This window comes from Bacillus sp. FSL M7-1020 (assembly GCF_038050415.1).
GTDB classification, from domain to species: domain Bacteria; phylum Bacillota; class Bacilli; order Bacillales; family Bacillaceae_G; genus Bacillus_A; species Bacillus_A toyonensis.
In genome coordinates this window covers 3,143,359-3,155,938 of record NZ_JBBOTW010000001.1, presented here as the reverse complement: position 1 = coordinate 3,155,938, position 12,580 = coordinate 3,143,359, and the positions used below count along the sequence as shown (strand labels likewise).

General features: G+C 37.2%; 15 protein-coding genes. 13 read left to right on the top strand and 2 right to left on the bottom strand.

The annotated features are described in order from the left end of the window. The first annotated feature begins 58 nt into the window (after positions 1-58). The 12 genes from MHB70_RS16000 to MHB70_RS15945 all read left to right on the top strand — a co-directional run bounded on the left by MHB70_RS16000 (position 59) and on the right by MHB70_RS15945 (position 9,663). A complete protein-coding gene (locus tag MHB70_RS16000; protein ID WP_000863999.1) occupies positions 59-838 on the top strand; it encodes a formate/nitrite transporter family protein in 780 nt (259 codons plus the stop codon). Positions 839-862: 24 nt separating this feature from the next. After that, positions 863-1,879, top strand: a complete 1,017-nt coding sequence (locus tag MHB70_RS15995) for a molybdopterin-synthase adenylyltransferase MoeB (RefSeq protein ID WP_000392759.1) — start codon at positions 863-865, stop codon at positions 1,877-1,879. A gap of 18 nt (positions 1,880-1,897) precedes the next feature. After that, positions 1,898-3,202, top strand: a complete 1,305-nt coding sequence (locus MHB70_RS15990; protein ID WP_000533690.1) for a molybdopterin molybdotransferase MoeA — start codon at positions 1,898-1,900, stop codon at positions 3,200-3,202. Further along, on the top strand, positions 3,183-3,647 hold the full coding sequence (locus MHB70_RS15985) for a molybdenum cofactor biosynthesis protein MoaE (protein ID WP_000531609.1): 465 nt from the start codon (positions 3,183-3,185) through the stop codon (positions 3,645-3,647). Before MHB70_RS15990 ends, MHB70_RS15985 begins: the two co-directional genes overlap by 20 nt. Positions 3,648-3,651: 4 nt before the next feature. Continuing rightward, a complete protein-coding gene (gene moaD / locus MHB70_RS15980; RefSeq protein WP_000628491.1) occupies positions 3,652-3,888 on the top strand; it encodes a molybdopterin converting factor subunit 1 in 237 nt (78 codons plus the stop codon). Positions 3,889-4,006: 118 nt separating this feature from the next. Then, the gene (locus MHB70_RS15975; protein WP_000957522.1) at positions 4,007-5,056 is read left to right on the top strand and encodes a P-loop NTPase; all 1,050 of its coding nucleotides are present in this window, start codon (positions 4,007-4,009) and stop codon (positions 5,054-5,056) included. Positions 5,057-5,071: 15 nt separating this feature from the next. Next, positions 5,072-5,296, top strand: a complete 225-nt coding sequence (locus tag MHB70_RS15970) for a hypothetical protein (protein ID WP_000752368.1) — start codon at positions 5,072-5,074, stop codon at positions 5,294-5,296. Positions 5,297-5,338: 42 nt separating this feature from the next. After that, positions 5,339-5,740, top strand: coding sequence for a hypothetical protein (locus tag MHB70_RS15965; protein WP_061530522.1), 402 nt, complete (start codon positions 5,339-5,341; stop codon positions 5,738-5,740). A gap of 182 nt (positions 5,741-5,922) precedes the next feature. Further along, the gene (locus MHB70_RS15960; protein ID WP_000871326.1) at positions 5,923-6,171 is read left to right on the top strand and encodes a DUF1294 domain-containing protein; all 249 of its coding nucleotides are present in this window, start codon (positions 5,923-5,925) and stop codon (positions 6,169-6,171) included. A gap of 92 nt (positions 6,172-6,263) precedes the next feature. After that, on the top strand, positions 6,264-7,205 hold the full coding sequence (gene rarD, locus MHB70_RS15955; RefSeq protein WP_000535544.1) for an EamA family transporter RarD: 942 nt from the start codon (positions 6,264-6,266) through the stop codon (positions 7,203-7,205). Between the two features lie 79 nt (positions 7,206-7,284). Beyond that, positions 7,285-7,710 carry a divergent PAP2 family protein gene (locus MHB70_RS15950; protein ID WP_000447810.1) on the top strand — a complete coding sequence of 142 codons (426 nt, stop codon included), beginning with the start codon at positions 7,285-7,287 and terminating at the stop codon, positions 7,708-7,710. A 99-nt stretch (positions 7,711-7,809) separates the two neighbouring features. Continuing rightward, on the top strand, positions 7,810-9,663 hold the full coding sequence (locus MHB70_RS15945) for a terpene cyclase/mutase family protein (RefSeq protein ID WP_000928185.1): 1,854 nt from the start codon (positions 7,810-7,812) through the stop codon (positions 9,661-9,663). 74 nt (positions 9,664-9,737) lie between these two features. Here the strand turns inward: MHB70_RS15945 and MHB70_RS15940 are convergent, their stop codons facing one another. Next, complete coding sequence (locus tag MHB70_RS15940) at positions 9,738-9,887, bottom strand: YfhD family protein (protein ID WP_001035815.1); 150 nt, start codon at positions 9,885-9,887, stop codon at positions 9,738-9,740. Positions 9,888-10,172: 285 nt separating this feature from the next. On the opposite strand from MHB70_RS15940, the gene fabG reads away from it, so the two are divergent. Further along, entirely contained in the window at positions 10,173-10,913 is a 741-nt protein-coding gene (fabG, locus tag MHB70_RS15935) for a 3-oxoacyl-ACP reductase FabG (RefSeq protein ID WP_000506443.1), read from the top strand. 50 nt (positions 10,914-10,963) lie between these two features. On the opposite strand, the gene dhaS is transcribed toward fabG, so the two are convergent. After that, complete coding sequence (gene dhaS / locus MHB70_RS15930; protein WP_000080271.1) at positions 10,964-12,448, bottom strand: aldehyde dehydrogenase DhaS; 1,485 nt, start codon at positions 12,446-12,448, stop codon at positions 10,964-10,966. Positions 12,449-12,580 lie beyond the last annotated feature (132 nt).

Sequence of the window (12,580 nt, the reverse complement as noted above, 5' to 3'; positions counted from 1 at the left end):
ATTTTCAGGAGGTTTTTTGAAGCTGCTTTTTTATTTGGAGAAAATGGAGGAATTGGTAATGGCATTTCATAAACCGGAACAAATTGCTGAACTCGTAATCGAGGCCGGTGTTCAAAAAGTAAGCCAGACGCTGCCAGCAATGCTTATTCTCGGTTTTTTAGGAGGAGCATTTATATCATTAGGGTTTTTACTTAACATTCGAGTATTAGGTAATTTGCCGGAGCATTGGGGAAGTTTAGTGAATGTTTTAGGAGGAGCAGTGTTTCCTATTGGGCTTATGCTCGTAGTGTTAGCAGGAGGAGAATTGATTACAGGAAATATGATGTCACTGTCTATGGCGCTTTATGCAAAGAAAATTACATTGATAAGTGTACTGAATAATTGGGCTTGGATTACTGTAATGAACTTTGTTGGTGCAATTTTCGTTGCGTATTGCTTTGGACATCTTGGCGGATTAACAGAGGGAGATTATTTAAATAAAACGTTAGCGATAGCGGAAGGAAAGTTACACGAATCGTTTGGGAGAACTTTAATTTTGGCGATTGGTTGTAATTGGCTCGTTTGTCTTGCGCTTTGGCTCGCTTACGGGACGAGTGATTTTGTCGGAAAGATAATTGGGATTTGGATTCCAATTATGGCATTTGTAGTGATTGGATTTCAACAAGTAGTAGCAAATATGTTTGTCATATCAGCGGTTATTTTTGCAGGTCATCTGACGTGGCTGGACCTCGCTAAAAACTTTGTTCCTGTTTTTATCGGAAATGTCATTGGAGGAGCTGGATTTGTAGGGTTTGCTTACTTTGCTTGTTATCAAAAACAAGACTCTAATGTGAAATAGATTTCTTGAAAGGAAGGGTATGCAATGGAGGAGCGGTATTCTCGGCAACAGTTGTTCAAACCAATCGGGAGTAAAGGGCAAGAAAAAATTCGGAATAAGCATGTGTTAATTGTAGGAGCAGGTGCATTAGGAAGTACAAGTGCAGAAAGTCTCGTGCGTGCAGGTATTGGTAAGTTGACAATTATTGATCGTGATTACGTAGAGTGGAGTAATTTACAAAGACAACAACTTTACTCTGAAGAAGATGCAAGAGGGAAAATCCCGAAAGCAATTGCTGCTAAAAAACGGTTGGAACAAATTAATTCAGAAGTACAAATACATGCTTTCATAATGGATGCAAGTGTAGAAAACATGGAAGGGCCATTAGAAAATGTCGATGTAATCATTGATGCTACAGATAATTTTGATATTCGATTTATCATAAATGATTTATCACAAAAACATAATATTCCGTGGGTATATGGATCTTGTGTTGGATCGTACGGTATGAGTTATACGATTATTCCGCAAAAAATGCCGTGTTTACATTGTGTACTGAAGAATGTTCCCGTTATAGGTGTGACGTGCGACACGGCTGGGATTATTAGTCCAGCTGTTCAAATCGTTGCGGCATATCAAGTGGCAGAAGCACTCAAAATTTTAGTGGAAGATTACTCAGTAATTAGAAAGACGTTTTTCATGTTTGATATATGGAGTAATCAAAATCATTTTATAAAACTAGGAAAAATAAAAACGGACGATTGTCCATCGTGCGGTTTAAATCGAGCTTATCCTTATTTATCATACGAAAACCAAACGAAGGTAGCTGTTTTATGCGGAAGAAATACAGTTCAAATAAGATCAATAGAAAATAGGCAATACAATTTTGATGACGTAGAAAAAGTATTAAAAAAACTTGGGGAAGTAGAGCGGAATCCATATTTACTATCTTGTCAATTAGAGGATTATCGCGTCGTTATTTTTCAAGATGGTCGTGTGTTCATTCATGGTACAAACGAAATTCCAAAAGCGAAACAACTATATTATCGCTTATTCGGTTAATAGAAAGGATTGTCAATAATGGGAAGAAGAGTGCCAATTACGGTTGCAGAAGCTATTCGAAAAGTGATGGGATTTGCTAACAATGGCTTAAAAGAGCTACTACCTATTGAATTAGCTTACGGACGTATGTTAGCGGAGGATTTAGTAGCTGATCATGACGTACCTTCATTCAATCGTTCACCGTATGATGGGTTTGCTATTAGAGCAGAAGATACGAATTTAGCAAGTTATGAAACGCCAATTGTATTTGAAGTAGTTGGTGAAATTGGTGCAGGATCACTATTCGATGAGAAAGTAGGTTCGTTTCAAGCGGTTCGAATTATGACAGGAGCACAAATTCCAAATGATTGTGATGCGGTTGTTATGTTAGAACTGACTCGTCAATATGAGGATAATGGGAACGATTATATGGAAGTGAAACGCTCATTCAAAACGGGTGATAATATTTCTTTTCAAGGTGAAGATGCTCGTAAAGGAACGGTGCTTGCAAAGAAAGGATCGTACATTAATCCAGGTATTTCAGCTCTTCTTGCTACATTCGGTTATAGTGAAGTGCCAGTTGCGAAAAAGCCAGTAATTGGACTATTAGCGACTGGTAGTGAATTACTTGATGTAAATGAGTCGTTAGAGCCAGGGAAAATTCGAAATAGTAATACGTACATGATACTGTCTCAAATTCGAAGAGTGGGCGGAAGAGTAAAATACTTTGGGAAGTTTAGTGATGATTTTGATACGTGTTTTACAGCTGTGAAAGATGCGTTAAGTCAAGTAGATATGCTCATTACAACGGGCGGTGTATCAGTAGGAGATTACGATTATTTACCAGCTATATATGGAAGGTTAGGTGCATCCGTTCTTTTCAATAAGGTTGCAATGCGACCAGGAAGTGTAACGACTGTAGCACAATTAAATGGCAAGCTATTATTTGGTTTATCTGGAAATCCATCAGCATGTTATGTAGGATTTGAGTTGTTTGTAAGACCATGTATTCGTGCGTATATGTTTAGTGAAAAAGCGCATTTGAAAAGAGAAAAAGCATTATTAGGAAAAGATTTTCTGAAACCAAATCCATTTACAAGATTTGTACGAGCAAAACTGACATGTAATGAAGGGCAATTAATTGCATATCCATCAGGATTTGATAAGTCTAGCTCGGTTTCTTCATTAGCAGAATCGAACGCTTTTATCGTATTGCCAGGCGGGACAAGAGGATATAAAAAAGAAATGTTTGTCGATGTTCTTTTATTAGAAGATAACGAAGGTAGTGAATGGCCTTGGACATTTTATAAGAGAGGTGTTTCTAATGGGGCAATCACTATTTGAGATTGTAGAAAAACCAATTTTAGTGGAAGAAGTAACGAATAAAGTCGCAAGAAGAGAAGCGGGTGCGATTACAACATTTATTGGTACGGTGAGAGAATTAACAAAAGGAAAACGAACGCTACATTTAAAGTATGAAGCATATAAACCGATGGCAGTAAAACAACTTACAAGAATTGGTGAGGAAATTAACGGGAAATGGCCGGACGCACAAGTAGCCATTACGCACCGTGTAGGGCTGCTGGAAATAATGGATATTGCGGTAGTTATTGCAGTTTCATCACCGCATCGTAAAGTAGCTTATGAAGCGAATGAGTACGCGATTGAACGCATAAAACGCATCGTTCCAATTTGGAAAAAAGAATTTTGGGAAGATGGAACGATGTGGATTGGAGATCAACTTGAAAATACATCATATCCAGAAGGAAAACCGAAGAAGGAAGAATGAGAAAATGATTACAATTTTACTGTTTGCAAATTTGCGTGAGGAAGTCGGATCGGATCAATTAATAATTTCAGAAAAAAAAGAAATGACTGTTGGACAATTAAATGAATGGTTGAAAGATAGTTATCATTTGCAATCTTTGGATACAGTAATGGTTGCAATTAATGAAGAGTTTGTAACGAATGAAGAGATGATAAAAGCTGGAGATATCGTCGCATTAATCCCGCCTGTAAGTGGGGGATAATAATGCTTTCTCGCAACGATGACTATTAAAGACATTAAAAAATAGATGGAAACTTTCATCAGTTGAAGTAATAAGAAGATGCTATATATAAATTAGAATAAGAGAAGGGATGAGCTCTATGCTTACTCAAGAACAAATAATGAACGCATTACAACATGTAGAGGATCCAGAGTTACACAAAAGTGTTGTAGAATTAAATATGGTTAGAAATGTACAAATACATGGAACAGAGGTTAAGCTTGAAGTAGTGTTAACCATTCAAGGTTGTCCGTTAAAGGCGAAAATTCAACAAGATGTGGAAGAGTCCCTTCACGCAATTGGTGCATCTAAAGTGGATGTAACATTTGGTTCGATGACACAAGAAGAAAGAGCTATGCTAACAGAAAAATTAAAGAAAAATAGTAGAACAGAAACAGGTATGCCAAGCATGCTCCGTCATGATTCAGGTGTACATTTTATTACTGTAACGAGTGGGAAAGGCGGAGTCGGAAAATCAACGGTGACAATTAATCTTGCTACTGCCTTAGCTAGAATGGGTAAAAAGGTTGGGATTTTAGATGCAGACATATATGGTTTTAGCATTCCGGCTATGATGGAAACGAATCAAAAACCAACAATGATTGATCAAACAGCAATTCCAGTCGTTAGTCATGGTGTTAAAATTATGTCAATGGGATTTTTTACAGAAGGAAATAATCCAGTCATGTGGCGTGGACCGATGTTAAATAAATGGATTCAAAACTTCCTTGCGAATACACACTGGGGAGATTTAGATTATTTACTTCTCGATTTACCACCTGGTACAGGAGATGTTGCCATTGATGTTGCAGCGATGATCCCACAAGCGAAAGAAATTATCGTTACAACGCCGCACAATGTAGCTTCATTTGTAGCTTCTAGAGTAGGTGTAATGGCAAAACATACAAAACACGAGATTGTAGGAATTGTGGAAAATATGGCTTATTACGAAGAGCAAGATGGATTTAAAAATTATCTCTTCGGAAAAGGGGGCGGCGAAATGTTAGCAGAACAATTGCAAACGGAAGTAATTGCACAAATACCTTTTGCAAAACGTGAAGAAAATAACGATTCATCTGTATATGATGAAGACTCTCTCGTTGGAGAAGTATTTACTGCATTAGCAGAAGATATTATTTATAGAGGATAGAGGAGGAAGTTTAATATGGCATGTAATATTGATCATTCTATTGAAGATGTAATGAATAAGCTTGAAAGTCAAAAGGATTTTTTATCTGAAATTCTTTTCAAAGATTTGAATGGATTTTTGCAAAATAAACATTCACAGGAAATATTAAACGACATCTTTCATTTATTAAAAAAGTATGACTTAGTCAGTGAAGAAGAACGAGAGAAGAGAAATGCACAATTATTGCACATTATGAATTAAATACTCTCTGGCTTTAAAGTTTTTTCAGAAGGGGTGAATGTGATGGATATGAAAAAGATGATTGAAACGATAGAAACAACAAAAGTGACTGACATAGAATTATCGATTCCTACTTTACATCAAATGCTTGTGAAACTGTATAGCGAAAAAAATGTTACAAATTATACAGAGCTCTTAAAATATAGTTTGTCTTTATCTATAAATCTTAAGTTAAATCTTGTGTTGAAATATTTTGGTGTGCGTCCGATCGTTGCTTCTGATGAACGTATGCAATTTCAAGAGATATTTAAATGTTTAGCTAAGCAAGATGATAATGGGGAATGGTTTTTGAATTTCGTTTCTTTATATGTAGGGTTAATTGTTGTTCTTCATTTTGATGAGAAAGAGATTGAGAGAAGTTTTTTTGATGATGTGGTTGTGGTGGGTGAAGGAAGTGAAATATAAAGTTCTGTTCATAACATCTTTCTTTTTAATAGCTGTAATCGCGCTTTATATTGATTATATAAATGTAAAGATAATCAATTAAAATAAAGGAATGAAACTAGTTTGCTAAAAAGTGTTCTTCAGTTGTTTCTATCGTTTTTTCATGTTACCATTAAGCGAATTTTTCATAGGGAGAGAAAGCGATGAAATGGATTTATTTTATTATTATTAATGTTATAGCTTTTAGCCTTATGGGGCTTGATAAACGAAAAGCAAAGAAGAAACAGTGGAGAACGCCAGAAAGCACGTTGTTTTTATCAGCGGCAGCTGGAGGAGCGGTTGGAGCTTGGATCGGTATGTATATGTTTCACCATAAAACGCATAAAAAGAAATTTGTTTTCGGCATACCGTTACTTGTTGTAATAACGGTATGTTTATTTTTCGCTATATGAGAAATGTCGAAAGAATTACAGATTGATTATTGGTAAAGTGAGCATAAGAAACCGTATAATGGAGAAAAAATGAGAAGAGGAGAAAAAGGAAGATGGGGAGTCAATCAGCACAGCAAAAAAAAGGGATTATATATGCGGCTGGTGCTTATACGATGTGGGGAATCCTACCGATTTATTGGAAATGGGTTGAGGAAGTTCCAGCAGATGAAATATTAGCACACCGCATTGTTTGGGCGTTCGTTTTTATGTTAATCGTATTAGCTGTTACGAAGAGGTTTCGCCAGTTTATTGGGGAATTTGTGAATCTTTTTAAACGACCTAAATTATTAATGTCATTAACAATTGCTTCAATTTTGATTAGTGGGAACTGGTTTGTCTACATATGGGCCGTTAATCATAATCATGTCATTGAAGCGAGTCTTGGGTATTATATTAATCCACTTATTAGTATTTTACTTGGTACAGTCGTATTAAAGGAAAAGTTAAACTTTTGGCAATATGTTGCAGTAGGTTTAGCTGGAGTAGGGGTTATCATTTTAACAGTACGTTTCGGGGCTATCCCGTGGGTTTCTTTATCACTTGCCTTTTCATTTGGATTATACGGATTAACAAAAAAATTGTTAAACTATGATGCGACGATTGGGCTTACGATGGAAACGATGTTAGTGACGCCGTTTGCGTTCATTTATCTCGTTATGACAGGGGTACATGGTTTCGGTTCATTTGGAGCTATTTCAATGCTATCGACGTTACTTTTAATAGGAGCAGGTATTGTTACAGCGCTACCACTATTTTATTTTGCAAAAGGAGCACAACTTATTCCGCTTTATATGGTAGGCTTTTTACAATATATTGCGCCAACGATTAGTTTAATTTTAGGTGTATTTGTATTTGGTGAACATTTTACAACTACTCATATGATGGCATTTTTCTGTATATGGGTTGCTTTATTTGTATTTTCAATAGCGAAGACAAAATTTTTAGTGCAGAAACAACCGAAATTTATAAAAAATAAATCAGCAAAAGTATCATAATGCGTAGTATTTTCTACGCATTTTTCTTTATACTGATACTATATAGAATTTCCATTATAGCTAGTAGGGAGCTGAGAACATGGAAACAATTTTACATAATGATCCGCTGATGGCTGCTGTAATTTCGTGGTTTATAGCACAGTTAACAAAAGTAGTCTTTAAATTAGTTAAAACGGGTGAATTTGATTTTGCAAAATTTTTTGCTTCAGGTGGGATGCCAAGTTCTCATGCTTCAACTGTTACAGCGCTTGCGACAGGTGTTGGAGTTGTGGAAGGTGTGGAAAGTACCATATTTGCAGTGGCTGCAATCTTTGCAATCATTGTTATGTATGACGCTTCAGGAGTAAGGCTTGCGGTAAGTAAACAGGCGAAAATATTGAATGAATTTTTTCATGGTAAACAAACAGAATATAAGAAGTTAAATGAGCTTGTCGGACATACACCGTATGAAGTAGTAGTCGGTGCTTTATTAGGGGTTATTGTCGGAGTGGGATATTGCTTATGAGCAGAACATAATATGTGTTCTGCTTTTCTTTGTTTTTACACATATTCGGTTGCTTTTTTGAATATCGTTATACGGATTTCGAAAGGGTAGGTGAATGCCTTGTTATTATATGGAAAAGTGCATGAAGAAATAGCGAGAAGGACAACTGCACTTCAAACGATGCAAAGGCAAGATGGTACGTGGAGATTCTGTTTTGAAGGAGCACCATTAACTGATTGCCATATGATATTTTTATTAAAATTATTAGGTAGAGATAAAGAGGTAGAACCATTTGTAAAAAGATTAGCTTCACTCCAAACGAATGAAGGGACATGGAAATTGTATGATGATGAAATGGGGGGCAATTTATCTGCTACCATTCAATCTTATGCTGCCCTACTTGCTTCGAAAAAGTATACAAAAGAAGATGCGAATATGAAGCGAGCGGAAATGTTTATTACAGAACGTGGGGGAGTGGCGCGTGCTCATTTTATGACGAAGTTTTTATTAGCAATTCATGGAGAGTATGAATATCCTTCGCTCTTTCATTTGCCAACACCGATTATGTTTCTGCAAAATGATTCCCCACTCAGTATATTTGAATTAAGTAGTTCGGCACGTATCCATTTAATTCCGATGATGTTGTGTTTAAATAAAAGGTTTCGTGTAGTGAAAAAGTTACTGCCTAATTTAAATCATATTGCGGGCGGGGGCGGAGAATGGTTTCGGGAGGACCAATCTCCAATGTTTCAAACATTATTAGGTAATGTGAAACAAATTATATCTTATCCGCTTTCCTTACATCATAAAGGAAATGAGGAAGTAGAACGTTTTATGAAAGAGCGTATCGATGAGAATGGGACGTTATATAGTTACGCAAGTGCTTCGTTTTATATGATTTATGCTTTACTTGCGCTAGGACATTCTATTCAATCGCCAATGATTCAAAAGGCTATAACGGGGATAACATCTTATATATGGAAGATGGAAAGAGGGAACCATTTACAAAATTCCCCGTCAACTGTATGGGATACAGCATTACTTAGTTATGCGTTGCAAGAGGCTCGTGTTTCGAAAGAAAGTAAAATGATTCAAAATGCGTCAGCATATTTATTAAAAAAACAACATAAGAAAAAAGCTGATTGGAGTGTGCATGCGCCCGCGCTTATTCCGGGCGGTTGGGGTTTTTCTGATGTGAATACGACAGTTCCTGATGTTGATGATACAACAGCTGTGTTAAGAGCATTGGCACAAAGTAGAGGGAACGGAAATGTGGATGATGCTTGGAAGAAAGGGACGAATTGGATTAAAGGATTACAAAATAATGATGGTGGTTGGGGAGCATTTGAAAAAGGCGTGACAAGCAAGTTATTAGCGAATTTACCAATCGAAAACGCAAGCGATATGATTACGGATCCTTCTACACCAGATATTACAGGCAGAGTGTTAGAGTTTTTCGGGACATATACGCAAAATGAATTGCCCGAGAAACAAAAACAAAGTGCAATCAACTGGTTAATGAATGAACAGGAGGAAAATGGATCGTGGTATGGAAAATGGGGCATTTGTTATATATATGGTACATGGGCAGTGATGACTGGCTTACGGGCGTTAGGAATTACTTCTGCTCACCCTTCTTTAAAACGAGCAACTTTATGGCTTGAACATATACAGCATGAAGATGGTGGCTGGGGAGAATCTTGTCAAAGTAGTGTGGAAAAAAGATTTGCTACTTTACCATTTAGTACACCATCGCAAACAGCATGGGCTTTAGATGCTCTTATTTCTTACTATGATAAAGAAACACCAGCTATTCGAAAAGGTATTTCATATTTGCTTGCGAATCCTTATGTAAATGAAAAATATCCTACTGGAACAGCTTTACCAGGTGGGTTTTATATTCATTACCATAGCTACGCTCATATATATCCGTTACTTACTTTGGCGCATTATGCAAAAAAATATAAAAAATAAACCGAGAGATGTTTCTCGGTTTATTTTGTTGGGTAGTAGGTCCCTGTTGAAAAGAATAAGGTTATGATTTCCCCTTATTTTTCTGTTGACTGGCGTTTTTGACGTGCATCAGCGGCATTTGCACGTGCGTTTGCTTCTAAGTCGTTGTGGTCAGCGAGTTCACGAGAGAACTCAACATCAATACCATCAGTGGCTTTGCTTTGTTTGAAATTTTTTTTGTTCATTCGACACAATCTCCTTGCACTTTATCCCGCATAGCGGGTAGTAAAACTCCCACCTCAAAATTCAGATGGAACAAAGAAGCTAGGTGGGAGATTAACTGCCCGTAAATGCCCGATTGGTGAGGGCTGATAATCAGTGGGGGATGAACAAACTTCCCACTGATTAAAGTTTCACTTTATGCGACGTTGCAAAGTTAGTTTGACACAAATAGACTTTTTTATACAAAGAGGATTTGGAAAGCAAAAAGCCGAAATATACAGTATAAGTAATAGAAATGGGGGATAGGGATGGGATTTTTAAATGGGAAAACAGCTGTTGTAACAGGTGGCGCCCAAGGAATTGGAAAAGAAATTGCACGAGTTTTTGCTAGGCTTGGGGCTAAAGTTTTAATTAGTGATGTAAATGAAGAAAAACTACAAAAAACGACACGTGAATTATCGGACGAAGGATATGAAGTAAGCTTATATCGATGTGATGTAAGTAATCAAAATGAAGCGAAATCATTAATTGAGTATGCAGTTCAAAAATTTGGGACACTGCATATTTTAGTAAATAACGCTGGAATTACAAAAGATGCAATGTTACATAAAATGGAGAAATCAGCTTGGGAACAAGTATTACAAGTAAACTTAACTGGCGTTTTTTATTGTATGCAGCCAGCTCTTCTTTATATGAGACAACAACAATATGGGCGCATTATTAATATTTCTTCAATAAGTAGAGAAGGGAATATTGGACAAGCAAATTATGCGGCAACGAAAGCTGGCGTTGTCGGTTTAACGAAAACAGCAGCGAAAGAAGTTGGAAGCTTCGGTATTACTTGTAATGCAATTTGTCCAGGATTTATGGATACGGATATGACAAAAACAATACCAGATAAAGTAAAAGAAAAAATGGTTGGAGCAATTCCGGTTGGTAGAATTGGAACGCCAGAAGATATTGCGAACGCGGCGGCCTTTTTAGCGTCAGAATACGCATCCTATATTACAGGGGAAGTATTAAATGTGAGCGGAGGGCTGCAAGTTTAAAGGAATACATAATGAAAAGAACCTGACCGAGTGGATCAGGTTCTTTCGATTTAATTTAAGTTTAACCAAACGCTCTTCACTTCTGTATAGTTATTTAATGCGTAAGATCCCATTTCACGGCCAAGACCAGATTGTTTAAATCCTCCAAATGGAGATGCTGCATCAAAGACGTTATAACAGTTTACCCATACTGTACCTGCGCGTACTTTACTTGCAACATAGTGTGCTGTCTTAACATTTTCTGTCCATACACCAGCTGCCAAGCCAAATTGTGATTTATTCGCACGTTCAATTACTTCATCAATATCGTTAAACGGTATTGCAGAAATAACTGGACCGAAAATTTCTTCTTTTGCGATTGTCATCTCATCATTGACGTCGGCGAATACTGTAGGAGAAACGAAGTAGCCTTGATCAAATGGATTACTTCCTCCACAAAGTACTTCAGCGCCTTCTTCAATCCCTTTTTCAATGAAGCCCATTACACGTTTTTGTTGTTCTTCGGAAACGAGAGGACCGATTGTAGTTTCTGGACTTAGACCAGCACCTTGATTTAATTTTTTAGAATAAAGGACGAGATCAGCCATGACATTATCATACATTTTCTTCGGAATAAATAAGCGTGATCCAGCAGAGCATACTTGTCCTTGGTTAAACATAACACCAGAAAGTGCACCAGGAATAGCGCGAGATAAGTCGGCGTCTGGTAAAATAATATTTGGTGATTTACCACCAAGTTCTAAAGTAACACGTTTTAATGATTCGGATGCTTGTCTCATAATTTGTTTGCCAACTGGAGTAGAACCAGTAAATGCAATTTTATCAACGAGTGGATGATTAACGAGAGCTTGTCCAGCTGATTCACCGAATCCAGGAACGATATTAATAACACCTTTCGGGAATCCAGCTTCTTCAATTAATTCAGCTAAGTATAGAGCGGATAGTGGAGTTTGTTCTGCAGGTTTTAAAACGATTGTACATCCTGTAGCAAGCGCCGCTCCCATTTTCCACATTGCCATAAGAAGCGGGAAGTTCCAAGGGATAATTTGACCAACGACACCAACAGCTTCATGGCGTGTATAGTTAAAGTAATCACCGGAAACAGGAATTGTTTGACCAACGATTTTCGTCGCCCAGCCAGCATAATAGCGCATATGCTCAATTGCAAGTGGTATGTCTGCTGCCATTGTTTCACGGATTGGCTTTCCGTTATCTAACGTTTCGAGTTGTGCAAGCTCTTCTTTATGTTCTTCCATTAAATCGGCAAGCTTGTACATAAGGCGGCTTCGTTCAGCAGTGCTCATGCGAGACCAAGGACCTTCGTCAAAAGCCATGCGAGCTGCGACTACAGCTTTATGAATATCTTCGCGACCAGCTTCAGAAACGATGGCAAGCGTTTCGCCAGTTGCAGGGTTAGGCGTTTTAAACGTTTTACCGGAAGCGCTTTCAATGAAAGATCCATTCACATATAACTTTTTCGTGCCTTGAAGAAACTTTTCTACCTTTTCATGAAGATTTACAGCTAGTTGACTCATTGTATAACCCCCTTGAAAATATAATGTAAACGCAGTACGAGACGGCGTTTATTCCGAAATCAAGGATGTAGGAACTAGATGGAAAGCCTCTAATTAAAATCATAATTAACAATTACTGAAAATTCAAATTTC

What these genes read in the sequence shown, in the direction of transcription:
- MHB70_RS15960 (WP_000871326.1), top strand. Translation starts at nt 5,923, where the DNA reads ATGAAATGGATTTATTTTATTATTATTAATGTTATAGCTTTTAGCCTT.
- MHB70_RS15995 (WP_000392759.1), top strand. Translation starts at nt 863, where the DNA reads ATGGAGGAGCGGTATTCTCGGCAACAGTTGTTCAAACCAATCGGGAGT.
- MHB70_RS15940 (WP_001035815.1), bottom strand. Translation starts at nt 9,887, where the DNA reads ATGAACAAAAAAAATTTCAAACAAAGCAAAGCCACTGATGGTATTGAT.
- MHB70_RS15965 (WP_061530522.1), top strand. Translation starts at nt 5,339, where the DNA reads ATGGATATGAAAAAGATGATTGAAACGATAGAAACAACAAAAGTGACT.
- moaD (WP_000628491.1), top strand. Translation starts at nt 3,652, where the DNA reads ATGATTACAATTTTACTGTTTGCAAATTTGCGTGAGGAAGTCGGATCG.
- MHB70_RS15985 (WP_000531609.1), top strand. Translation starts at nt 3,183, where the DNA reads ATGGGGCAATCACTATTTGAGATTGTAGAAAAACCAATTTTAGTGGAA.
- MHB70_RS15975 (WP_000957522.1), top strand. Translation starts at nt 4,007, where the DNA reads ATGCTTACTCAAGAACAAATAATGAACGCATTACAACATGTAGAGGAT.
- MHB70_RS16000 (WP_000863999.1), top strand. Translation starts at nt 59, where the DNA reads ATGGCATTTCATAAACCGGAACAAATTGCTGAACTCGTAATCGAGGCC.
- dhaS (WP_000080271.1), bottom strand. Translation starts at nt 12,448, where the DNA reads ATGAGTCAACTAGCTGTAAATCTTCATGAAAAGGTAGAAAAGTTTCTT.
- MHB70_RS15950 (WP_000447810.1), top strand. Translation starts at nt 7,285, where the DNA reads ATGGAAACAATTTTACATAATGATCCGCTGATGGCTGCTGTAATTTCG.
- MHB70_RS15990 (WP_000533690.1), top strand. Translation starts at nt 1,898, where the DNA reads ATGGGAAGAAGAGTGCCAATTACGGTTGCAGAAGCTATTCGAAAAGTG.
- MHB70_RS15970 (WP_000752368.1), top strand. Translation starts at nt 5,072, where the DNA reads ATGGCATGTAATATTGATCATTCTATTGAAGATGTAATGAATAAGCTT.
- fabG (WP_000506443.1), top strand. Translation starts at nt 10,173, where the DNA reads ATGGGATTTTTAAATGGGAAAACAGCTGTTGTAACAGGTGGCGCCCAA.
- rarD (WP_000535544.1), top strand. Translation starts at nt 6,264, where the DNA reads ATGGGGAGTCAATCAGCACAGCAAAAAAAAGGGATTATATATGCGGCT.